Genomic DNA, 25,425 nt, shown 5'->3' with positions numbered 1-25,425 from the left:
CTACACTTCCCCGGGCTTTCCCCCCCCCCCCCCCGGGGGGCCCCCCCCCCCCCCCCCGTCCCCGCGGGGGGGGGGGCGGGGGGCGGGCCCCCCGCCCCCCGCGCCGATTTCCCTTGCCTCGGCTTTCCGGGCCGATTACCTCATGGGCACTCGGAATGCCGCTCCGGCACAATTCCGTCCACGCACGGAGCCCATCCCTCGGGGACCTCGGGAAATCTACGCGAGTAGAGAGACCTGGAATTCGGCACCGGAAGTCAGCCTGGCCGACTTCTCGCGCAGAGCACCACGCCCCATTGCGCATCACTGCACAGGAAGTCGACCCCTCCGACTTCTCGCGCCGCAGGACAGCGCAGCCCCATTCGATCGATCTACGCGGGTAGCTACCGCTGCCACGATCCCGGCCGGACATCCTGCCGCCGCACGGGGAGTCGACTCGGCCGACTTCCCGTGCAGCACGCGGCACCCGGGGAAGCCGACCGTGCCACCGGCGCCGGCTCGCACCAGAAGTCGGCCTGACCGACTTCCCATGCGCAGCCCTCAAGGACCGACCCGGGAGCCCGAGATTTCTACGCGAGTAGATTCACCTGACCTGCGTGGTAACCCCTCCCGACACAGGAAGTCGAACCGGCCGACTTTCCGGGCGCGGGCCAGCCTGGGCGGCTCTCGGGAAAGGCGGTCCCGAATTCACCCGTCAGGCTCCGGAATTCGACGGCGGGTCGCGGCGGCGGAAATTCCGCGACACCTGGCCCGGTCGATTGTCGTATTCTCCGCAGTCGGCACCTGCGGCGGATCCGGCCTGTTCCGGATATCCGGACCGAATCGAGGCTGCGCGGGCAGGCGCGCGCGGGCATCGGCCGCCAGACGGCCGGCGGCCCGTCGGGGCCGCCCGGACCTCCCTGGCGCGGCGAGCCCCGGCCGTCCCCAGGGCCCCCGCCACTCCGGCGGACGGGGCCGGGGGCCTGCTGGGGGCCGGGGACCTGGAGCCGGGGGCTGGCTGCCGCTCCCTATCCGCCTCCGGCGGTCAGCCGATGAGGGTGGCCAGGATGTTGCCCTGCGGGTAGAGCGCGGCGGCCGGGGGTCTGCCGGGAGCCGGGGGCGGGGCCGGGGGCCTGCCGAGGACCTGGAGCTGGGGGCCGGGGGCCTGCCTGGGGCCGGGGCCTGGAGCCCGGGGGCCGGCTGCCGCTCCCTATCCGCCTCCGGCGGTCAGCCGATGAGGGTGGCCAGGATGCCGCCCTGCGGGTAGAGCGCGGCGGCCGGGGGGAGCGTGGCGGGGACACCGGCGTGCAGGACGGTGAGGGTGCCCGTCCCCGTACGGGTGGGGTCGCCGGCCCGCCGGAGGGCCTGGGCGGCGACGGCGTCGGCGGAGCCGTGCAGGACGAGCGCCGGGGAGGCGGTCGGCGCGACGGCGGCGCGGATGCGCTCCTCGACGAGTTCGTAGTGGGTGCAGCCGAGCACGACGGCGTCGATGCCGGCCGGGGTACGGGCGGCGGCGTCGGCGATCGCGGCCGTGATGGCCTCGTCGTCGCCGTGCTCGACCGCGTCGGCGAGGCCCGGGCAGGCGACCTCCGTGATGTCCGCCGTGCCGCCGAAGTCCCGGATCAGTCCGCGCTGGTAGGAGCTGCCGGTGGTGGCCGGGGTGGCCCAGATGGCGACCCGGCCGCCGAGCGCGGCGGCGGGCTTGATGGCGGGGACCGTGCCGATCACCGGCAGTCCGGGCTCCAGTTCGGCGCGCAGGGTGTCGAGCGCGTGGACGGAGGCCGTGTTGCAGGCGACCACCAGCGCGTCGGGTCCGAGCGCGGCGGCCGCCCGGGAGCAGCCCAGGGCGAGCTCGGTGACCTCTTCGGGCGTACGCGGCCCCCAGGGCATCGAGGCGGGGTCGGAGGACAGCACCAGGTCCGCGTCCGGGCGCAGCTTCCGCAGGGTGGCGGCGGCGGCCAGCAGGCCGATTCCGGAGTCCATCAGTGCGATCTTCACGGCTCAAGACTTTAGTCGATCCGCTCGCCCGGCCCCGTTGTGCGGCAGACTGCCGGAGTGACCGTGCTGCTGTGGATCGCCGCGTTCTCCCTGCTGGTCTGGGCCTGGCTGGCGTGCTGCCACGGCTTGTTCTGGCGCACCGACGTGCGACTGCCGCCGCGTCGTCCCCCCGCCCGCCGGCCGCGGGTGGCGATCGTGGTCCCGGCCCGGGACGAGGCGGCGGTGCTGCCGCTGAGCCTGCCGACGCTGCTGGCGCAGAAGTACCCGGGGCCGGCCCGGGTCATCCTGGTGGACGACCACAGTTCGGACGGCACGGGCGCGCTGGCGGCGGAGCTGCGGACGATCGACGGCCTGGAGCTGACCGTCACCACCCCTCCCCCGCTGCCGCCCGGCTGGACGGGCAAGCTGTGGGCGGTGCGGCACGGTGTGGAGCTGGCCGGTCCGGACGTCGAGTACCTGCTGCTGACGGACGCGGACATCGCGCACGGCCCCGACTCACTGGCCGAGCTGGTGGCCGCAGCCGAGAGCAACGGCCTGGACCTGGTGTCGCAGATGGCCCGGCTGCGGGTGGAGTCCGGCTGGGAGCGGCTGATCGTGCCGGCCTTCGTGTACTTCTTCGCCCAGCTGTACCCGTTCCGCCGGAGCAACCGTCCGGGCGCCCGGACGGCCGCCGCGGCGGGCGGCTGCTCGCTGGTGCGGCGGGAGGCGCTGGAGCGGGCCGGCGGGGTGGCGGCGATCCGGGGTGCGGTGATCGACGACGTGTCGCTGGCGAAGGCCGTGAAGGCCACCGGCGGCCGGACCTGGCTGGGCCTCGCCGGGGAGGTGGACAGCGTCCGGCCGTACCCGCGGCTGGAGCAGCTGTGGCGGATGGTGTCGCGCAGCGCGTACGCCCAGCTCCGGCACTCTCCGCTGCTGCTGCTCGGGACGGTGCTGGGCCTGGTGCTGATGTACCTGGTGCCGCCGGTGGCGACGGTGGCGGGGCTGGTGGCGGGGGCCCCGGCGGTGGCCGCGGCGGGCGGGGCGGCGTGGGCGGTGATGGCGGGCACGTACCTGCCGATGGTCCGGTACTACGGGCAGCCCGCGCCGGCGGCGCTGCTGCTGCCGTTCACGGCGGGGATGTACCTGTTGATGACGGTCGACTCCGCGGTGCAGCACTGGCGGGGCCGGGGCGCGGCATGGAAGGGCCGGACCTACTCGCGGGCGTGACGCCCGGCCGTTCGGGGGCGGAGCGGGCGCCCCGCGGATTTCCCCCGCGCGGCGCGCGGATCCGCTCCATACTGCTCGGATGGACCGTCAGCTGATATCCCGCCTCGCCCATGCCCACCACCCGATCGCGGCCCCGCTGGCGGACGGGTCGGTGGCCCGGCTGCTGGACCGCGCGACGGCCGGGAGCAGGGACGGCCGGGCGCTGGACCTCGCGTGCGGCGAGGGCGCCTGGCTGGTCCGGGCGCTGGCGGCGAACCCCCGTTGGCGGGCCGTGGGCGTGGACCTGGACACCCGCGCGCTGGCCCGGGCCCGGCAGGCGGCGGCCGCGCTCGGCGTCATCCGCCGGATCGGCCTGCACCACCTGGACGCCCGGGAGTTCACCTCGCGGGAGCCCTTCGACCTGGTGCTGTGCGTCGGTTCCACCCATGCCTTCGGCGGGCTGCTGCCGACCCTCGCGGCGGTCGGCGGGCTTCTCGCCCCGGGCGGCCGGCTGCTGGTCGGAGAGGGGTTCTGGCAGCGCGAACCGTCCCGGGCCACGCTGGACGGGCTGGGTGCCGACCGGGAGGACTTCGCGGATCTGGCGACCACCACCGACCGCGTCATCCGGGAGGGCTGGACGCCGGTGTACGGGCACGTCAGCACGGAACGGGAGTGGGACGACTACGAGTTCTCCTGGACCGGCTCGCTGGCGGAGTGGGCGCTGGACCACCCGGACCACCCGGACGCGGCGATCGCGCGGGAGGCGGCGGACCGCCACCGGGCCGAGTGGCTGCACGGCTACCGGGGGACGCTCGGCTTCGTCACGTACCTGCTGCGCCGCGACTGAGCGCCCCGGCGGGCCGAACGCCCGCACGTGACCGGCTACTTCTGCGTGCGGGCGAGGAAGTCGTCGATGAGCGGGGCGATCTCGGGCAGCTTCTCCTCCAGTGCGAAGTGCCCGGTGTCGAACACGTGCAGCTCGGCCTCGGGCAGGTCGCGCAGGTAGGCGCGGGCACCGGCCTCGGTGAAGAAGGGGTCGTTGCGCCCCCAGACGATCAGCGCGGGCGGCTGGTCGGCGCGCAGCCAGGCCTGCCAGGCGGGGTACAGCTCGACGTTGGAGAAGTAGTCGAGGGCGAGTTCGACCTGGATGTCCTTGCGGCCCGGGAGGTCGAGGAAGTGCTGGTCGAGCGTCCAGCCGTCGGGGGCGACCAGGCTCGGGTCGCCGGTGCCGCCCTCGTACTGGCCGCGGGTGATGTCCAGCGTGAGGATGGACCGGGCGGCCTCGGCGGCACCCGGGACGCCGCGCCGGTTGGCGATGAACTCCCTCGCCTGGTCGGAGAGCCCCTCCTCGTAGGCGTTGCCGTTCTGGACCACCAGGCCGGTGATCCACTCCGGGTGGCGGGTGGCCAGTCGCAGGCCGACGGGGGCGCCGAAGTCGAAGACGTAGAGCGCGAAGCGGTCCAGTCCGAGGGTGCGGCAGAAGCCCTCGATCACGTCGGCGAGGGTGTCGAAGCGGTAGCCGAAGGCGTCGGGCGCGGGGCTGTCGCTGTGGCCGAAGCCGGGGTAGTCGGGTGCTATCAGGCGGTAGCGGGTGCCGAGCGCGTCCATCAGCCGGGCGTACTGGTGGGAGGCGGAGGGGAAGCCGTGCAGCAGCAGGAGGACGGGGGCGTCGGCCGGGCCGGTTTCGCGGTAGAAGACGCGCAGCCCGTCGACGTCGACGTGGCGGTGGTGGACCTGGGGGATCGTCAGCTCGCTCATGCTAACCATTAAACAGCATTTGAATGGTTAGACAAGCCCCTGGGCGGGACGCGTGAGCGAGCTGATCCGATGTCACCTGTCCTTCGCCGTCAGCCCGTCTTCAGCTGCTCCTGCTGCACCAGGTAGTCGAGCACCTCGGGCATCGCCTCGACGCCGCCGGCCTTGGTCGGCGAGGTCCGGTACTCGCCCTGGACGACGACCGTCGGCAGCTCGTTGACGCCGTAGCGGACGAAGGCCTCGGCGGCGCCGTCGACCGAGCGGCGCACCTCGGCCGAGCGGTAGGCCTGCCCGAAGAGCCGGCCGTCGACGCCCTGCCGGACGGCCCAGTCGGTGGAGCCGGCCTCCGTGGTCAGGTCGACGCCGTCGTTGTGGACGGCCCGGAAGGCGCTGACCTGGAGGCGGTCGACCAGGCCGAGGCGCTCCAGCGTGTAGTACAGCCGCGCGTGGCCGCGCTGGACGTTCTCCTCCGGACTGCCCGGCCAGATCGCCGGGACGCGCGTCAACGCGACGTCCTCGCGGTGCTTCTCGCTCCAGGCCTGAAGCGGAGCCTCCAGCGCCTGGGAGTGGCCGCAGTCGTACCAGAAGAACTCGACCGCCTCGGTCCGGGCGCTCTCGCGCACCGGTTGCGGCCGGTCGAGCTTGACGAACTGGGAACCCTCGGAGGGGGGTTGGTGGGTGGCCGCGCCGGCCTGGAGGGGGGATACGGCGATCCCGGCGGCAACGGCGAGCAGGACGGTGGACCGCAGCAGCGACTTCGAGTTCACACCGGGCAGTGTGCTGGTGACGGTTCGTTACCGGCGAGTCGCTGCGGAGCGTCGGGCCGGGATTCGTCCGAACGGCGCAGCAGGCGGCCGGGTACGCACGGGCGGGCGGCCGGGGATGCATGGGCGGGCAGGCGGGCGGCCCGCGGTCACCCCGCGACCGGCCGCCGTCAGTCGGCCGGCTCCGCGCCCGCCGTCCACACCTCGGCGACCAGGCTCTGCCAGGCGTCGACCACCGCACCCACCTCGAAGTGCTCCAACGCGTGCGCCCGGGCGGCCGCGCCGAGGCCGGCCCGGTTGACCGCCAGCACCTTGCCCAGCGCCTCGGCGAGGGCCAGCGGGTCCCCGGGCGCGACGAGCGCGCCGGTGGCGCCGTCCCGGACGACCTCGCGCACCCAGCCGACGTCCGTGGCGACGGCGGGCACGCCGGCCAGCGCCGCCTCGATCAGCGCGCCGGGCACGCCCTCGCTGTCACTGGTGAGCAGCAGGGCGTCGGCCGCGCGGTAGAGCGGGGCCGGGTCGGGCAGCGGACCGAGGAAGTGGGCGCGGGCGGCGGCCGGGTGGCGGGCCAGCGCCTCGCGCAGCGGGCCGTCACCGGCGATGGCGAGCCGCACGTCGGGCAGCCGGTCCAGGACGTCGAGGGCGAGGTCGAGCCGCTTCTCGGGCGCTATCGCGCCGATCCAGGCGACCAGCAGGACGTCGGCCGGCAGGCCCAGCGCATGCCGGGCCGCACGGCGGTCGTCCCGGCCGTCGGCGGGCGGATAGCTTTCGGCGGCACGGGAGTTGGGGATCACGTGCACCTTCCCCTCGGGCAGCGCGAACTGCCCCTCCAGGACGTCGCGCGCCTCGTCGGTGAGCGTGGTGACGGCGGCGGCCCGGTGCATCAGCGCGGCGCCGCGCGCCCGGCGCAACCGGCTGGCGGTCCAGTAGCGGGGGTGGCCGACGGAGACGTAGACGAACGGGGTGCGGGTGCCGGCCAGGGCGAGGGCGCAGGCGGCGAGGGTGTCGGAGCCGTGGGCGAGCACGACGTCGGCGGCGCGCGCGGCGGAGCGCAGCGCCCGCAGGGTGCTCGGGCGCAGTCGGCCCGGGCCGAGGACGGCGGCGGTGCGCAGGCCGGAGACGTCGGGACAGTCTCCCGGGTCGGCCTCCGCGCTTCCGGGGTGGACGGCCGGGAGCGGGGCGAGGGCGCACAGCGCGGAGGACTGGCCCCGGCGGCCCAGTTCCCGGTGGAGGTCACGGGCGAAGTTCTGGGCGCCGCCGCGGCGCGAATCACTGATCAGGTGCAGGACGCGCGGACGGGTTCCGGCCGGATCGGCCGACATATGGTCGGGCATGGACCGACCTTGGCACAGTGCCCCGCCCGGTACAGCCCCTTCGCGCAACCTGGTGGTGGCCCATCTGCCCGCGCTTGTACACCGGATGTGCGCCAGAGAGCCGCCGTCGTGCGCCGGTTGCGACCGCCGTGCGCCCCGTCTCACCCCCTGCCGCGCTCCGGTTCGCCTCCGTCGCGCCGTACCCCCCGTCGCGCCGCACCTCCTCCGAAGCGCCGCACCTCCGGGCGGCTCCCCCGCCGTGCCGTCGACGCGCCACCGCCCGTCGGGGCCCACGTCAAGTCCGGTGTCACACGGTCGGGTCAGCCGTGCCCGCCGCCCCGATAGGCCCGTACGCGGAGCGCCCGCGCACCGCCCGGCCCGCCACCCCGCGGCCCGGACCCGGTTACGCGGATCGGGTGAACGCGGTTGGACCTCGGCCCGGAACGCTCGGCAGGATGTCCGGCCGGGGCGCCACCCGTGCCGCCCCATCTCCCCCTTCCCCGTACGGATTTGGAGTCGCCCGGTGTTCAAGGGATTCCGCAGCTTCCTGCTGCGCGGCAACGTGGTGGACCTCGCGGTCGGCATCGTGATCGGCGCGGCCTTCACCGCCGTCGTCACCGGGTTCGTCAGCGCCTTCCTCACCCCGCTGGTCGGCGTCGCGTCCGGGGCCGTCGGCGACTTCACGCAGAAGACCTTCGAGGTGGCCGGCACCCGCTTCCCGTACGGCCTCTTCGTCAACGCGGTGATCGGCTTCGTGCTCACCGCCGCCGTCATCTACTTCGCCGTGGTGCTGCCGGTCGGCAGGCTCCAGACACGCTTCGAATCGGCCAAGCCCGCTCCGGCCGCGAAGGCGGACTGCCCGGAGTGCCTCAGCTCGATCCCGGCCGCGGCGACCCGCTGCTCCTTCTGCACCTCGGAGATCGGCAAGCCGGGCCTGCCCGCGCAGGCCCAGGCGCTGCAGTCGCACTGACCCGAGGGGCGAAGGCCGGCCCGCCCCGGTCGTGACCGTGGCAGCCAGGGCAACCCGAACCGGGAGGTCAGGATCCTCGAAACCGGGAGGTCAGGGCTCTTGAACCGGGAGGTCAGGGCCATCGAACCGGCTTGAACCGCGCGGTCAACGCGCTGACGGGGACTTTATTCCCGAAACATTCACGAGCCCCCGTCGCACCCTCGGCGGGGGCTCGAATGCGCCCGCGCACGCCCTGCCCGCAAAAGTTTCTCCGCAGGGCCCTCGGGCGTCCACCGGCCGGTCACCACAAGGCTGTCCGGCGGCGCAGTCCGGCCGCCGTTCGATCACTGACGGGGCGCCAAGGTTGTCCGGAACCGAGCTCCGGTATGTCCGTTCTTCCTACTTTCGAAACTTTTGTGCGAGCGAAGACTGTGTAAACACTCGAACTGCTCCCCCTCCCGCTCTCCTCAGCAGCCGCATTGTGGGCTTACCGTATGCCCCATGACCTCGCCCCGCTCCTACGACGGAGTCGGCTACCCCTCTCCGTCCTTCTCCTCCGGCACGCCGATCTACGACAGCCTCGTGGCTGAGCGCGGTGTCCCCCAGATCGCACCCATCAACGTGCCGGCGGCCCTGCCGCCGGCGATGTCGCCCGGTTACGGATCCGGCCTCGGCCAGACCTACGAGAACCGCTACGGCAATGGGTACGAGAACGCCGGCAGCAACCTCCCCGCGCTGCCGCCCGCCCGCCTCGCCCTGGGCCCCGGCCCGAGCAGCGGCCCCTCCGCCGGCCCCTCCACGGCGTACATCCCGGCGCAGCCCGCTCCGGCGTACGCCTCCCCGCAGCCTTCGGTCCCCGGTTACGGCACCCCCCAGCCGTACCAGCGACCGCAGGCCGCCGCCCCGACCTTCACCCAGACCGCCAGCGGTGGCTACCAGCCGTCCGGCGGCCAGAGCTTCGGCGGCCAGAACACCTTCATCGGCGGCCAGGCCGGACCGCAGTCCTTCGGCGCGCAGCCGGCCGGCGGCCCGGGCGGTTTCGGCCAGAGCCAGCCCGGCGGACCGCAGGGCTTCGCGAGCCAGCAGTCCTTCGGCGGCCAGGCCGCGGGCGGCCCCGGCTTCCAGGGCCAGGGCGGCGACCAGTCCTTCGGCGGCGCCCAGCTGCGCCCGGCCATGGCGCCCGTCGCACCGGTCCGCCCGATGCAGCCGCAGCGTCCGGGCCCGTACGGCGAGCCCGGTCAGTTCCAGGGCAACGGCGGCTACCAGTCCCAGGGCCAGGGCTACTGAACCACTGACACGGAGGCCGGCCCCCACACGGCCCGCACCCGCACCACCTGAGCACCACCCGGCGACCCCCGAGCGCCGGGCGAACGGAGAAACGGGTCATCCACGGACCGCCCGGAACGCCCCCCACGGCGTCCCGGGCGGTCCGTGCGCATTCCGGGCCCGTACGGGGGCCACGGGCTGGGTGCGTACGCGTACGGGGGGCCTGCGTACGACCGGAAAGCTGCTGGCAGGATGGGGGAATGCAGCTCACCGGACTCCACGTCTACCCCGTCAAGTCCATGTACCGCCTGAGCCCGGACACCGCCGCGGTCCACCCCTGGGGCCTGGCCGGAGACCGCCGCTGGATGCTCGCCGACCCGACCGGGCGCTTCGTCAGCCAGCGCGAGAACGCCGCCCTCGGACAGATCCGGCCCGGGCTCCTGCCCGACGGCTCGCTCTCGCTGACCGCCCCCGACGGCTCCCGGATCGAGGTCCCCGCCCCCACCGTCACGGCCGGCGACCCGCTCGCCGACGTCGAGGTCTGGGGCACCCGCTTCCGCGCCGCCGAGGCCGCCAAGGAGGCGCACGAGTGGATCGCCGACCACCTCGGCGACTACCGCCTCGTGCACCTGGACGACCCGCGCGCCCGGCCCGTCGACCCCGAGTTCGGCGAGCCCGGCGACACGGTCTCGATGGCCGACGGCTTCCCGCTGCTGCTCACCACCACCGCCTCCCTGGACCGGCTCAACGAACTGATCGCCGCCGAGCACCCGGAGGACCACGAGACCCTGCCGATGGAGCGCTTCCGCCCCAACGCGGTGGTCGGCTGCTCCCTCCCCTGGGCCGAGGACGGCTGGCGCCGGATCCGGATCGGCGCGCTCACCTTCAAGGTGGTCAAGCCCTGCGGGCGCTGCGTCATCACCACCACCGACCAGGAGACCGGCGAGCGGCGCGGCAAGGAGCCGCTGCGCACCCTGGCCCGGCACCACCGGCTGCTGCGCAAGGCCGCGTTCGGACAGAACCTGATCCCCGAGCGGCCGGCCGGCGTCGAGGGGGACGTCCTCGGCACGCTGCGCCTGGGCGACGACGTCGAGGTGCTGGAGGACGGGGCGCACTGGCCCGCCGACGGGCGCTGAACGCAGGCCACCGCCCCGGGGGCGTCCGTCCGGCAGCGGACCACCGCCGGACGGAACCACCGCTGTGCGCGCTCGTTGAAACAAGTGGTCGGAACCTGTGGCGGCGCTGGGCTCTACCGGTGTCCGCGCCACAACGGGCGGCCGGACCACCCACGTGAGCGCGCTACGGTGGGCGGACGGCCCGCGCATCCCCGCGCACTCGGCCCGTTGATCGCCGGCTCGACGAAGGTGGGGACGACAGACCGTCATGGCTGAGCACAGGGTCCGAGTCACCCAGGACAGCGCATCCCGCTGGCGTCGCCGCGCGGGCGACTACGACACGCTCACGGAGGCCCTGGCGGCCGCCGAACCGGGCGACACCGTGACCGTCCGGCCCGGCACCTTCCGGGAGAACGTGCTGCTGGACAAGGCGGTGACGATCGTCCCCGCGCAAGGCCCCGGCACCGTACGGATCGAACCCGCCTCCGGGGTGGCACTGACCGTCACCGCCGCCGCCACCGTCCGCGACCTCGTCGTGGAGGGCGGCGACAGCTCCTCCCCGGCTGTCCTGGTCACCGGCGCGCAGGCCACGCCCTCGTTCAGCGGCTGCCGGGTCGAGACCCACTCGGCGACCGGCATCGAGGTCTCCGCCGGCGCCCGGCCGGCCCTGCGCGGCTGCGTGGTCGCCAACCCGGGCGGGCTCGGCCTCCGGCTGCGCGGCGAAGGAACCGCCGCCGTCTTCGAGGACTGCGAGGTCGCCGCCGCCGGCCAGGCCGGACTCGCCGTCCTCGGCGGCGCCACCGCCGTCCTCGACCGCTGCCGCGTCCACCACGCCTCCGGCGCCGGCGTCCTGCTCTCCGACCCCGGCAGCGCGGCCGAGCTCACCGGCTGCGAGATCTACGAGATCCGCGGCAGCGGCGTCCAGGCCGAGGCGCAGGCGGGCGGCCGACTGGTCGACTGCGAGATCCACCGGGTCACCGGCAACGGCCTGACCCTGGACGGCGAGGCCGAACTCGTCCTCACCGGCTGCCGGGTCCACGACCTGCCCGAGAACGGCGCCGACCTGCGCGGACGCTCCCGGCTCAACCTCGTGAACAGCACCATCCGGGACTTCGGGCGCGGGGCGCTGTCGGTCTGGGACCAGGGCACCGAAGCCGTCGCCGAGTCCAGCCAGATCCACAGCTCCACCGGCGAGTACCCGGCGCTGTGGGTCAGCGACGGGGCCCGGCTCACCCTCACCGACTGCTCCCTGCACGACCTGCCGGACGCCCTGTTCGTCCTCGACCGGGACTCCGCCGCCACCGCCGAGGGCTGCTCGTTCAGCCGGATCCGCAGCTCCGCCGTCTCCGTCAGCGGCGGCGCCACCGTCTCCCTCGCCTCCTGCCGGGTCCAGGAGGCGGGCACCGGGCTCTGGTTCCGCGACCACGGCAGCGGCGGGCTGCTCACCGACTGCGAGATCTCCGACGTCGCGACCGGGGTGATCGTCACCAAGGGCGCCGACCCGGTACTGCGCGACTGCACCGTCCGGGCCAGCAGCGACGCCGGGGTGTACGTCTCGGCCCAGGGGCGGGGCACCTTCGAGGACTGCCGGGTCTCGCACGGCAAGGGCTTCGGCTTCCACATCATCGACGGCTGCCGGACGCAGCTCATCCGCTGCCGGGCGGAGCAGAACGAGCGGGCCGGGTTCGAGTTCTCCGAGCCGGGGCCGGTCGCGGAGGGCTGCATCTCGGACGACGTCGGGGCGGCGGCGGGGCTCGCGGCGGGACCGGGTCCAGGGGCGGGGCTCGGTTCAGGGCCCGGCTCCGGGCTCGGCCCCGGCCTCGGGCCGGCACGCGGGTCAGGGCTCGGCCCGGGGGCGGGGCCTGGGCTCGGATCGTCGTTCGGGTCGTCGTTCGGGTCGTCGTTCGCGGGCACGGACGTGCCGTCGCCCCGGGCCTCCCAACTCGCCGGCACCGCCCCGGCCCTGTCCCCCTCGGCGGTCGCATCGGCGGCGATCTCCCCGATCCCGGACTGCCGGCCGGCCGACGAGGCCCTGGCCGAGTTGGACTCGCTGGTCGGGCTGGCCACCGTGAAGCAGGAGGTGCGCACGCTGATCGACCTGATCTCGGTCGGCCGGCGCCGCCGCCAGGCCGGGCTCAAGGCACCCTCGCTGCGCCGGCACCTGGTCTTCACCGGTGCCCCGGGGACCGGCAAGACGACCGTCGCCCGGCTCTACGGCGAGATCCTCGCCTCGCTCGGGGTCCTCCAGCGCGGGCACCTGGTCGAGGTCGCCCGGGTGGACCTGGTCGGCGAGCACATCGGTTCCACCGCGATCCGCACGGCGGCCGCCTTCGACCGGGCGCGCGGCGGCGTGCTCTTCATCGACGAGGCGTACGCGCTCGCCCCCGAGGACGGGGCACGGGACTTCGGACGCGAGGCGATCGACACCCTGGTCAAGCTGATGGAGGACCACCGCGACGAGGTGGTCGTCATCGTCGCGGGCTACACCGTCGAGATGGAACGCTTCCTCTCCGCCAACCCCGGTGTCTCGTCGCGCTTCTCACGCACCGTCAGCTTCCCCGACTACTCGGCGGGCGAGCTGCTGGAGATCGCCCGGGCCCAGTGCGCGGAGCACGAGTACGCGCTCTCCGACGACACGGAGCAAGCGCTGCTGGACCACTTCGGGCGACTGGACCGCGGACCCAACTTCGGCAACGGACGCACCGCGCGCCAGGTCTTCGAGACCATGGTCGAGCGGCACGCGGTACGGGTCGCCCACCTCGCCGACCCGTCCACCGAAGAGCTCCAGCTGCTCGTCCCGGCCGACCTGCCGACCGCACCACTGCCGTAGGGGCGACGCGGGCTGCAGGGGCGTGGCGGGCCGACAGGTTTCAGGCGACGGATAACAGATGACAGATTTCAGATGACAGAGTCTGAAATCTGTCATCCGTCATCTGTCATCCGCCTACCCCAGCAGTCGACGGACCAGCAGTTCCACCCGCGCCTCGGCCAGGTCCGGCCGGAGCCGACCGCCCCGCGCGAGGGTCACCAACCCGTGCAGTGAAGCCCAGCCCACCTCCGTGAACAGCTCCGGATCCTCCTCCCCCGCGGCCTGCGCGAAGGTCACGGCCAGCGCCGCGAACGCCTCCTTGAGCGGCGCCGGCGCTTCGGGCCGGCCGAACGGCAGGTCGGTGGCGAGGGTGAACATCGCGTCGTAGAGCGCCGGGCTGGCGAGCCCGAACGCCAGGTACTCCCGGGCCACCGCTGCGAACGCCGCCCCGGGACCGCCCGCCCCGGCCTCCCCGTCCGCGACGGCCCTCAGGGCCACCGCGAGATCGGCGAAGCCCTCCACCGCGACGGCCGCGACGATCTCGGTCTTGCCCGCGAAGTGGCTGTAGAGCACCGGCTGGCTGTACTCGATCCGCTCCGCCAGCCGGCGGGTCGTCACCGCGTCCCAGCCCTCGGCCTCGGCCAGCTCCCGGGCGGTCCTGATGATCAGTCGGTGCCGTTCTGCACGGTCGCGCTCGCGGCGCTGATGAATCGACATAACCGGATCCTAGCAGCGCTAGACAATCGAGCAACGACCACGCTAGCTTCATTCTCGTTCCTAGCGGCGCTAGATAACGGAGCGGCGCGAGACATCCGATCCCAAGGGGGGACCCATGTCCGGCATCACCAGCACCCTCAGCACCACCAGCACTGCTGCCACCACCGGCAGCACCGGCAGCACCGGCAGCAGCCGCACCCGCACCCGGATCGCCGACATCCTGACCGTGCTGACCGCCCTGGGCATCGGCTACGTCGGCATCAGCTACCTCGTCGCACCGGAGAGCACCGCCGCCGGCTTCGGCCTGCCCGAGTGGCCCCACGGCGGGGCCGCGGCCTTCCTCGACCTCAAGGGCATCCGCGACCTCGCCTCCGGCATCGCCCCGCTGGTCCTGCTGTGCACCGGCCGACGGCGGGCCCTGGGCTGGCTGCTGCTCGTCGATGTGCTGATCCCGGCCGGCGACGCCCTCACCGTGCTCACCCACCACGGCTCGACCGCCGCCGCGCTCGGCATCCACGCCGCGACCGCCGCCGTGGTCGCGGTGACGGCCGGACTGCTGCTCACCGAGCGCCACGGCGAGAGCGCCCGGCCGACCCGGCCGACCCGGCCGAGCCGGGCGAGCCGACCGGCGCGGCAGACCCGCCGGACGGCTTGACGGGTCTGCCTGGCGGCCCCGGACCGCCTGCGGCGTCAGCCCGCCCAGGGGCCGCCGGCGAGGAAGGACTCCAGTGCCGCCCGGTAGGGCACGATGTCGATCCGCTCGGCGGCCAGCCAGTCGTCCGAGTAGTACTTGTCCAGGTAACGATCCCCCGGGTCGCAGATGAGCCCTACCACGCTGCCCGTCCGCCCGGCCTCGCGCATCTCGGCGACGATGCGCAGCGCGCTCCACAGGCCCGTCCCGGTGGAGGCGCCCGCCTTCTTGCCGAGGACCTGCTCCAGCATCCGTACGGCGGCGATCGACGCGGCGTCCGGCACCCGCATCATCCGGTCGATCGCCCCCGGGACGAAGCTCGGCTCCATCCGGGGCCGCCCGATGCCCTCGATCCGCGATCCGCTGTCGCAGACGGCGTCCGGGTCATGGCGCACCCAGCCGTCGAAGAAGCAGGAGTTCTCCGGGTCGGCGACGCAGATCCGGGTGTCGTACTGCATGTAGTGGACGAACCGGGCGATGGTCGCCGAGGTGCCGCCGGTACCGGCGGTGGCGACGATCCAGGCCGGTTCCGGGTGCGGCTCCAGGCGCAGCTGGGCGAAGACCGACTCGGCGATGTTGTTGTTGCCGCGCCAGTCGGTGGCCCGCTCGGCGTAGGTGAACTGGTCCATGTAGTGCCCGCCGGTCTCCTCGGCGAGCCGGGCGGACGCCTCGTACACCTCGTCGGAACGCTCGACCAGGTGGCACTCGCCCCCGTGGAACTGGATCAGGTCGATCTTGGCCTGGCTGGTGCTCTTGGCCATGACGGCGATGAACGGCACCCCGACGAGCTGGGCGAAGTAGGCCTCCGAGACGGCGGTGGAGCCGCTGGAGGCCTCGATCACCGGCTTGCCGGGGCGGATCCAGCCGTTGCAGAGCCCGTACAGGAAGAGCGAGCGGGCCAGCCGGTGCTTGAGCGAGCCGGTCGGGTGGGTGGACTCGTCCTTGAGGTAGAGGTCGATCCCCCACTCGGCCGGGAGCGGGAAGCGCAGCAGGTGGGTGTCGGCGGAGCGGTTGGCGTCGGCCTGGACCTTGCGCACCGCCTCCTTGAGCCAGGAGCGGTACTCCTGGTCGGAGCGGTCGACGTCGACGGTCGGCTCGATGCCGCGCTGAACGTCCCGCTCATAGCCGCGCTCGGCGGCGGGCTGGGTGCTCATGGTCGCTTCTCCCTCGTAGTGGCCCCCCATTGCTCACTACGAGTGTATGACGGTCACGATAAGTGACCGTTGTCGAAGACCCAGGTTCCGCTTATCGCCCGGACGCCCCATAAGCACTGGGGGCCGTACGGCCCAGCCCGGGCCTAGCCCATCTGGACGGGCACCGACTGCGGGTCCGCCAGGTACGGCCCCCAGCCCAGTTCGGCCGCGCCGGCGAGCGCGCCGTGCGCCAGCTCGGCGCCGACGATCGGCACCCGTCCGCTGCGTCCCCACAGGCTGCGGTCGGCGACCACCGCCCGCAGCCGCTCGGGCGCGGCCTCCAGCAGGTCGAGGTGCAGGCCGCTGAGGACCACCCGGTCGGGGTTGAGGATGTTGGCGACACCGGCCAGCCCGAGCCCGAGCCGGTCGATGACGTGCTCCACCGCCGCGCGCGCCCGGTCGTCCGTGGCGGCGGCCCGGCACAGCTCGCGCGCCTGGTCGAGCAGCGGGCGGCCCGCTTCCGGGGTGAGCCCGGCCGCCGCGAACAGCGCGTCGGGGTCGGTCTCGGAGTTGAGGCAGCCGCGGTTGCCGCACATGCAGGGCCGGCCCTGCGGGTCGACGGTCAGGTGGCCGACCTCCAGGGCCAGGCCGGCGCTGCCGGTGTGCAGGTGGCCGTCGATCACCAGCGCGCCACCGACGCCCCGGTGGCCGGAGGTGACGAAGAGCAGGTGGCGGGCGCCGCGACCGGCGCCGTGCCGGTACTCGGCGAGCGCGGCGAGGTTGGCGTCGTTGGCGATCGCGGCGGGCAGCGGGCGCAGCGCGTTCGGTCCGTGGTCGGCGCGGCCGACCTCGACGTCGTACAGGTCGGCGACCGGGGTGCCGCTGGGCCAGGCGAAGTGCAGCGCGGCCAGCGCGGTGCCGTCCGGCTCGGTGACCGGGTTGGGCAGCGCGAGCGCGGCGCCCAGGCAGCGGCGGTCGGTCGCGCGGGCGAGTCCGGCACCGGCCTCGGCCACGGCGCGCAGCATCCGGACCGGGTCGGTGGCGGCGGGCAGCGGCAGGTGGACGGGCGGGTCGAGCAGTCCGCCGAGACCGGCCAGGGTGACGCTCAGCCCGTCGGCGTGGATCTGCCCGGCGACCACGACCGGGCCCAGCGGGTCGATCGCGAGCCGGTGCGAGGGGCGGCCCCGGCCGCCGCCGGCCGGGCGTGAGTCGACGGTGATCAGGCCGAGCGCCTCCAGCTCGGCGGTGACCGCGCCGGCCGTGGCCCGGGTGACGTCCAGGGCGCGGGTGAGGGCCGAGCGGGTCGGCGTCTGGCCGGTGTGGATCAGCGAGAGCGCGGGACCGAGCAGCGTCCGACCACGGTCGGGGGCCGCGCGGCGGTGGCCGTCGCGCTGCGCGTCGGCGTCGTTCCCGGTGCCGGGCCTCGGGCTTGATGGTGAGAGCTGCACGGCCCTATTGTGACTTTGTGTCGCTTCGAAACAAAATCCGCGCCCATTCCGTACCGGACCGCCGCTCCACCCAGTCTCGCAGCACACCCCCGGTGACCGACAGCCCCTGGGGCCCCGCACGTGTCGCGCTCACCGCGTTCTTCGCCGTCGACGGCTTCCTCTTCGCCGCCTGGGTCGTCCGCATCCCGGACGTCCGCAGCCAGGTCAACGCCTCGCACAGCGCCCTGGGACTCGCCCTGCTGTGCCTGTCGGTCGGCGCGGTCCTCACCATGCCGATGGTCGGACGGCTCTGCCTACGGTACGGCTCGCGCCCGGTGACCGTCGCCTCGCTCGCCCTCCTCAGCCTCGCCGTCCTGCTGCCCGCACACACCCACTCGGTCGCCTCGCTCGGCGCCGCGCTGCTGCTGTTCGGCGCCGGGTACGGCGGGGCCAACGTCGCGATGAACAGCGCCGCCGTGGACCTGGTGGCCCAGCTGCGACGACCCGTCATGCCCAGCTTCCACGCCGGGTACAGCTTCGGCGGGCTGGTCGGCACGGGCGTCAGCGGCCTGCTCGCCGGGCCGTTGAGCACCGCGTGGGCCCTCGCGCTCAGCGGGTTCCTGGGCGCGGCCGTCACCGTCGGCGCGGGCGTCGTACTCCTGCGCAGCCCGGCGGCGCCGCTCGTCGCGCCCACGCGACCGACCGGCGGGACGGAACGCACGGCAGGCGGGACGGGCCGACCGCACGTCCGCGCACTGGTGCTGCTGCTGGGCCTCACCGCGCTGTGCACCGCGTACGGCGAGGGCGCGATCGCCGACTGGACCACCCTCCACCTCACCGACGACGTCCACGCGAGCCCTGCGGTGGCCGCCGCCGGCTACGGCGCGTACGCGTTCGCGATGGCCGGCGGGCGGGTCAGCGGCACCTGGCTGTCCATCCGGCTCGGGCAGACCCGGCTGATGCTGCTCGGCGGGCTGACGGCGGCGGCGGGCATGCTCGTCGCGGCGCTCGCGCCGGCGGCACCACTGGCGATCTGCGGGTTCGTCCTGGTCGGGCTCGGCCTGGCCAACCTCTTCCCGCTCGCCATTGCCCGGGCCGGCGAGGCGGGCGGTCCTCAGGGCGTCGCACTCGCCTCCTCGCTCGGCTACGGCGGGATGCTGATCGGCCCGGTGGTGATCGGCTTCCTCGCCGACGCGGCCGGACTGCCGCTGGCCCTCACCACGGTCGCCGTCGCGGCGACGGCGGCGGCGCTCCTCCCGCTGTCCGTCGGGCGACGGGCCCGGGTGACGGGCGGCGGGCGGCACATGACGGATCACGGGTAACAGATGACAGGCGACAGATTTCAGATGACAGATTTCAACATCTGAAATTTGTCATCTGTCTGTTGTCATCTGTCTGCTGTCTGCTGTCGTCCCTCCGCTGCCACCGGCCGCACACCCCCGCCGCTGTCAGCACCGCCCGCACAGTGGCAGGATGCGGGGCCATGACGACCAGCGAACGCTTCCAGGTACTGCGGGCGAGCGAGCGCCCGGCGACGGCGTGGCTCAACGGGGGCGGGGTGACCAGGGAGGTCGCCGGATTCCCCGCCGGGGCAGGGCTGGACCGCTTCGACTGGCGGGTCAGCCTGGCCGACGTCGCCACCGCCGGACCGTTCTCCCCGTTCCCCGGCATCGACCGGGTGATCACCCTGGTCGACGGCGCCGGCATGGCCCTCACCGTCGACGGCGTCGAGCAGGTGGTCGACGCACCGTACCGGCCGTTCCCGTTCTCCGGCGACGCCACCACGGACTGCCGACTGCTGGCCGGCCCCGTGGTGGACTTCAACGTGATGACGCGTCGGGGGCGGGTCGCGGCCACCGTGGACCTGGCGACCGCGCCCACCATCACCGTCGAGGTCCCGGCCGCCGGCACCGTCCTCCTCGTCTGCCTGTCCGGCTCGGCGGTCCTCGGCGGCACCGAGGCCGTCGAACTCGCCCGCTTCGACGCCGTGCTGCTCGACGCACCGGGCACGCACGAACTCCTCCCGCTCCTCCCGGACGGCGTGACCGCCGTCATCACCTTCCGTACGACCCACTGACCGCCGGCGCGCCGACGAACGACAGGCGACAGGCGACAGGCGACAGGCGACAGGCGACAGGCGTCAGGCGTCAGGCGTCAGGCGACGACGGCGCTCCCGCCCCCGAGAGTTCGAGGGCGGGAGCGCCGTCGGCCGGCTCAGCCGCAGAGCACCGGCGTGGCGTGCGCCGGGTCCAGGGCGTTGGTGACCAGGTGCAGCGCCGTCGGCGAGAACGCGATCCCGACGTGCTCCACCAGCGAGATCGGGCAGTGGTTCTGCAGCACCACGTTGTCGACGTCCGGTCCGCTCAGGAACTGGGTCCGCCAGGGGGTGACGACCTCGTCGTACACGGTCGAGACCACCGTGTAGCTCACACCCGGCACGGTGTCCGGCCGGGCGGCCATCGCCTTGTTGAAGTCGGAGCCGACCGCCTGGTCCCGGCAGGCCTGGCAGACGGTGTAGATCAGGTCCGCGACGCCCGGGAAGTAGGGCACCAGGTTGGTGATCCCGTCGAGCGTCGTGCCGTGGTTGGACGGTGCCAGCCCGACCAGCTTCCCGACCTTGGACGCGCCGCCGAGGAACTTCAGGTAGTAGTTCGGCAGCATGCCGCCCTGCGAGTGTCCGACGATGTCGACCTTCGCCGCACCGGTCGCGTTCCGCACCAGGTCGACGAAGCGGGCGAGTTGGGCCGCCGACTCCGGCACCGGGCCGAGTCCGCCGATCGGCAGCAGCAGGCCGCTGCCGGTGGAAGTGACGCCGGGAACGGTCCCGTAGTCGAGGGCGAAGACGCAGTAGCCGAGGCTCTTGAGCAGCGGCGAGAGCGCGAGCCAGTTCTCGTAGCGGTTGGCGAAGGTGCCGTGCACCAGGACGACCGGGTCGGGGTGGGCGGCGGTCGGTCGGCAGGTCCAGTCGTTGGCACCGGGCGGCGAGGCCACCGTGTCACCGTCGGGCGGCAGTCCGGCAGCCGTACCGGAAGCACCCGAAGCGGCCTGAGCGCCCTGAGCGGAAGCCGCCGGAACAGCCGCGGCCGCCGTACCGACCGGGGCCGCGCTCGCGGGCACAGCCGTCGCGCCCGCCAGCAGGACGCCCACCAGCAGGGCCGCACTGAAGGTGCCACTGAGACTGCGGCGCAAGGGACTTGCGGAGAAGCGGAGAAGTGGGGTTCTCAACTGTTGCCTCCACAGTGGAAGTTTGTTACCAACAGGTAACCCGAGTGGCTCCATCATGCGGTCGCCCCTCCGGCCCGGCCCTTGGGTGTCCCCCAGACCTGGACGGTGTTTCCTGTGACCGGTCACAACGCACCCCACTGCCCGCCCCCGGACACCGGCGCCCAGGCGCCCGGTTGGCGCGTCCCGGTGATCGGCGGCCGCCCGGCCGACCAGCGACTCCTCTGCGGTGTCCGCGAGTTGGCCGAGACCGTGGTCGCCGCCCTGCTGGACCGCGTGCCGGTCTACCGCCGCCTGCCCCGCGAACAGGTCGTCGGCGAGCTCACCCGCGACACCGAGCGCCGGATCCGCGCCCTCGCCCACACCGTCCGCACCGGACTGCCCGCCCCCGCCGAGGAGTTCACCGCCGTCCGGGAGGCCGCCGCCCGGCGCGCCGAGGAGGGCCTGCCGCTGGACGCCGTCCTGCTCGCCCACCACCTGGGACTGGAGGTCTGCTGGGAGTTCGTCACCCGGCACGCCCGGGAGGGCGACGCCGGCGGACTGCTGGTGCTCAACCGGCTGCTGCTCGACCAGCTCCGCCAGGCCGCCACCGCCGCCGGCGCGGGCTACCTGGAAGGACGCCGCCCGAGCGGTGACCGGCCGTACGCGGCCCGGCAGTCCCTGCTCACCGCACTGCTCGCGGGCACCGCCGCCGACGAGGCCGCGGCCAGGGCCGGGCTCCGGCTGCCCCTGCGCTACGCCGTGCTCTGCCTGTCCGTCGCCGACCATCCGGACGAACACTCCCCCGGTGTCGACCCCGGCATCGCCGCCCGTCGCAAACTCCGCCGGCTCGGCGCCGAACTCGACCACCGCACCCGGCAGTCGGCCCTCACCGCACTCACCCCCTCGGGCGGGATCGTGCTCGTCCCGCTCGACCGGCCCTCGGAGCCGCCGCACCCGCCGCACCCGCCGAAGCCCGCGGAGTCCGTGCCGCCGGGTTCACCGGAGTCGTCCGACGCCACCGCCGCCGAGGCCCCCTGGCCGCACCTCGCCGCCACCCTCGCCGCGGCGGCCCGGGCGGCCGGAGCACCCGTCCTGGCCGGAGCGGCCGCGGCCGTCCCCGCCGAGGTTCCCGAGGCAGCCGCCCTCGCGTACGAAGTCCTGGACGTCGCGCGGGCGTTCGGCCGCCCGCACGGTCTGCACCGGCTGGAGGACGTCCTGCTGGAGTACCAGCTGACGCGGCCCAGTCGGGCGCTCGCCCCGCTCGCCGCCCTGCTCGAACCGCTCGCCGACGCCGGGGAGTTGCTGACCACCCTGCGCACCCACCTGGCCGGCGGGCTCAACCGTCGGCTCACCGCGAGCGCGCTGCACCTGCACCCGAACTCCGTGGACTACCGGCTGCGCCGCATCGCCGCACTGACCGGACTGGACCCGACGCACCCCGCCGACGTCCTGCGGCTCACCGCCGCCCTCGCCGCCCGGACCGTCGAACAGACCGCTCCCGTACGGTAGTTCCGCCGTTTCACAGCTCCACGAAAACCGGGCCCGGCACCCCGCGCCGCCACCACCCTGACAACGACAGCGACGTCGGCGACGGCGCGAGCACCGGTGAGGGACCAGGCCGGGCGAGCGGGCCGGGCGAGCGGACCCACCCGCCCCGGACCCACCCGCTCCGGCTTTCCGGTCCCCGACTCAGCAGTTGATCCAGCCGTGGGTCAGCACCCAGCCGTTCAGCTTGTCCCAGGTCTGCGGGCCGACGATGCCGTCCTGCCCGAGCCCGGTGCACCCCTGGAACCGCCGGACCGCCGCGTCGGTCGCGTTGCCCCAGTCCCCGTCCTCGTCCAAGTGGCTGTTCCAGGACGAGTACGTGACGTGGTTGAGCTCGCACTGGAGCTGCTTCACCGCGTCACCGGTGGAGTTGTAGCGAAGCGTGGGCTGGGCGCCGGTGTAGCCGCAGTACTGCGAGGCCTGGGCCGAGGCGGCGGGCGCGGTCGCGATCCCGGCCGCCAGGACGAGTCCGGCGGTGACGAGGCCGCCGACGAGACGGTTGCGCATGGAAATCCCCCGTTGAAAAGGTCGATGAAGATCGAACATGCGGCACCCTAGCCGACGATTCATCAGAAGAACGGGGGCTCCGGCCGGAGATCCCGGGATTCCGGCTAAAAGATCGGCAAAGCCCTCGCCAGCACGGCTCGCCCCGCGATAGCCCTGCTCGTCCGGCGGCAGCCCGGCTCGCCCGGCGGCTCCGCTCCCTCGTCAGCCCTGCTCCCCCGGCAGCCTCAGGTCCCATCCGACCAGGGCCCGCAGTTGCTCCGCCGTCACGCCGTCCGGCACCGGCTGGGGCGCGTCGTGGCGCAGCGGCGGCTGCCAGCCCTCCTCCTCGGTCCAGCGGCGGACCACCTTGGCCGGCGCCCCGGCGACCACGCTGTGGTCGGGCACCTCGCCGCGCACCACCGCGCCCGCCGCGACCACCACGTTGCGGCCGATCCGCGCCCCCGGCAGGATCACCGCGCCGGTGCCGATCCAGCTGCCCGCGCCGATCTCCACCGGCTCGTTGCGCGGCCACTGCTTGCCGATCGGCAGGTCGGTGGACCGGTACTCGTGCGCCTGGTCGGAGATGTAGACGCCCGGCCCGGTCCACACGTCGTCGCCGAGCACGATCGACTGGTGGCCGACGATGTGGCTGTCCCGGCCGATCACGCAGCCGCCGCCGATCCGCACGATCGGCTCCGGCCCGAGGTCGAGGCCGGGCAGGAACCCGGCGCTGATGGTGACCCGTTCGCCGATGATCGAGAACGGCCCGATGGTGATCCACTGCTCGTTGAACACCGCCCCGAGCGGGAACGCGAGGGTCGTGCCGTCCCCCAGCTCGCCGAACCGGTACGGCCCCGGGCTCCGGTTGGTCACGGCGCCGGTCCGCTGCACCCAGCGCCAGCCCCGGTGGACGAGGCGCCCGGCAGCACGGCGGCCACCTGCCCGGACGGCGGAGAGGAGCGAGCGGGTTATCGGCATGCGCTCACGTTACCGGCCCGTAGCAGGCGCCCGGGCGCGGGGCGGCCAACGTCACACCCGCCCCGTTCACCCCGTCCGCGGGAGCCGTCCGCGGGAGCCGTCTGCGGCACTGTCCGCAGCAGCCGTCCGGGCCGATACCGGCCACCCCGGGGAACCCCTCACCGACCATTCGAAGAAATGTCCGAAACCCGCGACCCGCGACACCCGCCGGTGGAAGACTCCGCCCCATGGAGATCACCGCGCACATCGACGCCCTGCGCCTCGAGGGCACCCGGCTCGCCGAGGCCGCCGCCCGTACCGACCTGGCCGCGCCCGTCCCCACCTGCCCGGAGTGGCAGCTGGGCGACCTGCTGCGGCACATCGGCTACGTCCACCGCTGGGCCACCGCCACCCTGTCCAAGGGCCTGCCGGCGCCGATGGACGAGGCGGACGCGCAGGCCGCCGTCGGGCCCATGCCGGACGACGCCGCACTGCTCGACTGGTACCGCGCGGGCCACGCCGCCCTGGTGGACGCGCTCACCCGCGCCCCGGCCGACACCGAGTGCTGGAGCTTCCTGGCCGCGCCCAGCCCACTGGCGTTCTGGGCCCGGCGCCAGGCCCACGAGACCGCAGTCCACCGCCACGACGCCGACGAGGCCGCCGGCCTGCCCGGTCCCGCCGTGGACACCGCGCTCGCCCTGGACGGCATCGACGAGCTGGTGCGCGCCTTCATGAGCCGCAGCCGGTCCACGCTGCGCAGCGAGCGGCCGCGCACCCTTCGGATCCGGGCCACCGACGGCCCCGGATCCTGGCTGGTGACGATCACCCAGGAGCCGCCGGCCGTCACCACCGACGAGAGCCCCGAGCCCGCCGACCTGACCCTCACCGGCCCCGCCCGCGTGCTCTACCTGCTGCTGTGGAACCGGCTGACCGCCGAGCAGGCCCCCGAGGTAGAGAGGGCCGGCGACCCGGACCTGCTCGACCTCTGGCGCGACGCGGCGACGGTCCGCTGGTCGTGACGCCCGCCGACCGGGTGCCACGGGCGGGGACGGGACCCGCCGAGGCGTGGGCGCGCCTGCGGCACCTGGCGGCTGGCGTGCCCAGCGGCCGGCGCACCCGGCGGTAAGCGGTCAGCGCACCAGCGGTCAGCGCACCCAGCGCGCGGGCCGCTTCTCCAGGAACGCCCGCATGCCCTCCTGCGCCTCGGCGGAACCGAACAGCCGCGCCGACAGCTGGACCAGCTCGTCGGCGTCCCGCTCGAAGGAGCGCACCACATCCGCGTTGGCCAGCCGCTTCGACTCCGCCAGCCCCTGCGGGGAGCCCTGGCGCAGCGCGTCCAGCAGGCCCTTCAGCACCACGCCGGTGTCCTCGGCGGACTCGGCGGCGCTGGTGATCAGACCGATCCGGGCGGCCTCGGCCGCGTCGAAGACCTCGCCGGTGAGGTAGTAGCGGGAGGCGGCCCGGGGCTCCAGCTTGGGGCGCAGCGGCAGCGAGATGACGGCGGGCGCGAGGCCGAGCCGGACCTCGGTGAAGGCGAAGGTCGAGGCCGGCCCGGCGACCGCCAGGTCCGCCGCGCCGACCAGGCCGAGGCCGCCCGCCCGGACGTGCCCGTCGATGACGGCGATCACCGGCTTGGCACAGTCCACGATCGCCCGCTGCAGCTCCACCAGGCCGCGCGGGCCGACCGTCGGGTCCGCACCGGTCGCCTCGGAGAGGTCCGCGCCCGCGCAGAACACCTTGCCGGTGTGCCCGAGGACCACGGCACGGACCTCCGGGTCGGCCGCGGCCACCGCCAGGCCGGCGTGCAGCTCGGCCATCAGGCGGGTGGAGAGCGCGTTGCGGTTGTGCGGCGAGTCGAGGGTGAGCGTGGTGACGGCGTCGGCGGTGCTGACGCGGACGAAGGGCTCTGCGCTGGTCATCGGCGGGGCCTGCCTTCCGGCTGAGGGTGGGTCGGACTGCGGGCGCGGGGCCGGGGGGCCGGGCCGCGCCCCGCCCCCGCTGGCACGCCCACCCACCCCACGGCCCGAGCCCCCCCCGACCCCCACGGGGGCGCTCCCCCCGCCCCGCCCCAAGCCCCCCCCCCCCCCCCCCCCGAACCCCCCCGCCCCCCCCCGGGGCCCACCACGGCCCACACA

The 25,425-nt window shown here is 74.3% G+C and carries 22 protein-coding genes; 11 read left to right on the top strand and 11 right to left on the bottom strand.

Annotation, left to right across the window (positions count from 1 at the left end):
* Positions 1-1,203: 1,203 nt before the first annotated feature.
* Entirely contained in the window at positions 1,204-1,974 is a 771-nt protein-coding gene (locus tag ACFQ6N_RS34635; RefSeq protein WP_380657770.1) for a glutamate racemase, read from the bottom strand.
* A gap of 57 nt (positions 1,975-2,031) precedes the next feature.
* Here ACFQ6N_RS34635 and ACFQ6N_RS34630 point away from each other — a divergent pair, with 57 nt between their 5' ends.
* Entirely contained in the window at positions 2,032-3,180 is a 1,149-nt protein-coding gene (locus ACFQ6N_RS34630; RefSeq protein WP_380657768.1) for a glycosyltransferase, read from the top strand.
* Between the two features lie 79 nt (positions 3,181-3,259).
* The gene (locus ACFQ6N_RS34625) at positions 3,260-4,006 is read left to right on the top strand and encodes an SAM-dependent methyltransferase (RefSeq protein WP_380657766.1); all 747 of its coding nucleotides are present in this window, start codon (positions 3,260-3,262) and stop codon (positions 4,004-4,006) included.
* 35 nt (positions 4,007-4,041) lie between these two features.
* Here ACFQ6N_RS34625 and ACFQ6N_RS34620 read toward each other — a convergent pair whose 3' ends face one another.
* The 3 genes from ACFQ6N_RS34620 to ACFQ6N_RS34610 form a co-directional block, all read right to left on the bottom strand.
* Positions 4,042-4,917 (bottom strand): alpha/beta fold hydrolase, encoded by an 876-nt coding sequence (locus ACFQ6N_RS34620; protein WP_380657764.1) that lies wholly within the window; start codon positions 4,915-4,917, stop codon positions 4,042-4,044.
* 89 nt (positions 4,918-5,006) lie between these two features.
* Positions 5,007-5,681, bottom strand: coding sequence for a thiol:disulfide interchange protein DsbA/DsbL (locus tag ACFQ6N_RS34615; protein WP_380657762.1), 675 nt, complete (start codon positions 5,679-5,681; stop codon positions 5,007-5,009).
* Positions 5,682-5,848: 167 nt separating this feature from the next.
* Entirely contained in the window at positions 5,849-7,012 is a 1,164-nt protein-coding gene (locus tag ACFQ6N_RS34610) for a glycosyltransferase family 4 protein (RefSeq protein WP_380657760.1), read from the bottom strand.
* 502 nt (positions 7,013-7,514) lie between these two features.
* Between ACFQ6N_RS34610 and mscL the strand changes: the two genes are divergently transcribed.
* The 4 genes from mscL (at position 7,515) to ACFQ6N_RS34590 (ending at position 13,151) form a co-directional block, all read left to right on the top strand.
* Entirely contained in the window at positions 7,515-7,961 is a 447-nt protein-coding gene (mscL, locus tag ACFQ6N_RS34605; RefSeq protein WP_380657758.1) for a large conductance mechanosensitive channel protein MscL, read from the top strand.
* Between the two features lie 480 nt (positions 7,962-8,441).
* Positions 8,442-9,227: a DUF6643 family protein gene (locus ACFQ6N_RS34600; protein WP_380657756.1), complete on the top strand. Its 786-nt coding sequence runs from the start codon at positions 8,442-8,444 to the stop codon at positions 9,225-9,227.
* A gap of 239 nt (positions 9,228-9,466) precedes the next feature.
* Positions 9,467-10,342, top strand: coding sequence for an MOSC domain-containing protein (locus ACFQ6N_RS34595; protein ID WP_380657755.1), 876 nt, complete (start codon positions 9,467-9,469; stop codon positions 10,340-10,342).
* A 247-nt stretch (positions 10,343-10,589) separates the two neighbouring features.
* A complete protein-coding gene (locus tag ACFQ6N_RS34590; RefSeq protein WP_380657753.1) occupies positions 10,590-13,151 on the top strand; it encodes a right-handed parallel beta-helix repeat-containing protein in 2,562 nt (853 codons plus the stop codon).
* 114 nt (positions 13,152-13,265) lie between these two features.
* On the opposite strand, the gene ACFQ6N_RS34585 is transcribed toward ACFQ6N_RS34590, so the two are convergent.
* Complete coding sequence (locus tag ACFQ6N_RS34585; RefSeq protein ID WP_380657752.1) at positions 13,266-13,847, bottom strand: TetR/AcrR family transcriptional regulator; 582 nt, start codon at positions 13,845-13,847, stop codon at positions 13,266-13,268.
* Positions 13,848-13,962: 115 nt separating this feature from the next.
* Between ACFQ6N_RS34585 and ACFQ6N_RS34580 the strand changes: the two genes are divergently transcribed.
* A complete protein-coding gene (locus ACFQ6N_RS34580) occupies positions 13,963-14,502 on the top strand; it encodes a DUF4267 domain-containing protein (protein WP_380657751.1) in 540 nt (179 codons plus the stop codon).
* Between the two features lie 35 nt (positions 14,503-14,537).
* Here the strand turns inward: ACFQ6N_RS34580 and ACFQ6N_RS34575 are convergent, their stop codons facing one another.
* Positions 14,538-15,692: a PLP-dependent cysteine synthase family protein gene (locus ACFQ6N_RS34575; protein WP_380657750.1), complete on the bottom strand. Its 1,155-nt coding sequence runs from the start codon at positions 15,690-15,692 to the stop codon at positions 14,538-14,540.
* Between the two features lie 143 nt (positions 15,693-15,835).
* Positions 15,836-17,020 (bottom strand): ROK family protein, encoded by a 1,185-nt coding sequence (locus ACFQ6N_RS34570; protein ID WP_380657776.1) that lies wholly within the window; start codon positions 17,018-17,020, stop codon positions 15,836-15,838.
* A gap of 191 nt (positions 17,021-17,211) precedes the next feature.
* Here ACFQ6N_RS34570 and ACFQ6N_RS34565 point away from each other — a divergent pair, with 191 nt between their 5' ends.
* Together ACFQ6N_RS34565 and ACFQ6N_RS34560 are read left to right on the top strand one after the other, a co-directional pair.
* On the top strand, positions 17,212-18,420 hold the full coding sequence (locus ACFQ6N_RS34565; RefSeq protein ID WP_380657748.1) for an MFS transporter: 1,209 nt from the start codon (positions 17,212-17,214) through the stop codon (positions 18,418-18,420).
* Between the two features lie 161 nt (positions 18,421-18,581).
* A complete protein-coding gene (locus ACFQ6N_RS34560; RefSeq protein ID WP_380657746.1) occupies positions 18,582-19,175 on the top strand; it encodes a HutD family protein in 594 nt (197 codons plus the stop codon).
* A 137-nt stretch (positions 19,176-19,312) separates the two neighbouring features.
* Here ACFQ6N_RS34560 and ACFQ6N_RS34555 read toward each other — a convergent pair whose 3' ends face one another.
* On the bottom strand, positions 19,313-20,236 hold the full coding sequence (locus ACFQ6N_RS34555; RefSeq protein ID WP_380657774.1) for an esterase/lipase family protein: 924 nt from the start codon (positions 20,234-20,236) through the stop codon (positions 19,313-19,315).
* Between the two features lie 201 nt (positions 20,237-20,437).
* Between ACFQ6N_RS34555 and ACFQ6N_RS34550 the strand changes: the two genes are divergently transcribed.
* Positions 20,438-21,811, top strand: coding sequence for a PucR family transcriptional regulator (locus tag ACFQ6N_RS34550; RefSeq protein WP_380657745.1), 1,374 nt, complete (start codon positions 20,438-20,440; stop codon positions 21,809-21,811).
* Positions 21,812-21,991: 180 nt separating this feature from the next.
* Here ACFQ6N_RS34550 and ACFQ6N_RS34545 read toward each other — a convergent pair whose 3' ends face one another.
* Both ACFQ6N_RS34545 and ACFQ6N_RS34540 read right to left on the bottom strand, forming a co-directional pair.
* Complete coding sequence (locus tag ACFQ6N_RS34545) at positions 21,992-22,354, bottom strand: peptidoglycan-binding protein (protein ID WP_380657744.1); 363 nt, start codon at positions 22,352-22,354, stop codon at positions 21,992-21,994.
* Between the two features lie 201 nt (positions 22,355-22,555).
* Positions 22,556-23,311: an acyltransferase gene (locus ACFQ6N_RS34540; protein ID WP_380657742.1), complete on the bottom strand. Its 756-nt coding sequence runs from the start codon at positions 23,309-23,311 to the stop codon at positions 22,556-22,558.
* A gap of 227 nt (positions 23,312-23,538) precedes the next feature.
* Here ACFQ6N_RS34540 and ACFQ6N_RS34535 point away from each other — a divergent pair, with 227 nt between their 5' ends.
* Positions 23,539-24,309, top strand: a complete 771-nt coding sequence (locus ACFQ6N_RS34535) for a maleylpyruvate isomerase family mycothiol-dependent enzyme (RefSeq protein WP_380657740.1) — start codon at positions 23,539-23,541, stop codon at positions 24,307-24,309.
* Between the two features lie 126 nt (positions 24,310-24,435).
* On the opposite strand, the gene ACFQ6N_RS34530 is transcribed toward ACFQ6N_RS34535, so the two are convergent.
* A complete protein-coding gene (locus ACFQ6N_RS34530; RefSeq protein ID WP_380657739.1) occupies positions 24,436-25,209 on the bottom strand; it encodes an enoyl-CoA hydratase family protein in 774 nt (257 codons plus the stop codon).
* Between the last annotated feature and the right edge of the window lie 216 nt (positions 25,210-25,425).

The organism is Kitasatospora sp. NPDC056446, assembly GCF_042796115.1.
Lineage (GTDB): Bacteria > Actinomycetota > Actinomycetes > Streptomycetales > Streptomycetaceae > Kitasatospora.
The sequence above is the reverse complement of the archived record's forward strand: the minus strand, read 5'-3'. Positions and strand labels throughout refer to the sequence as shown.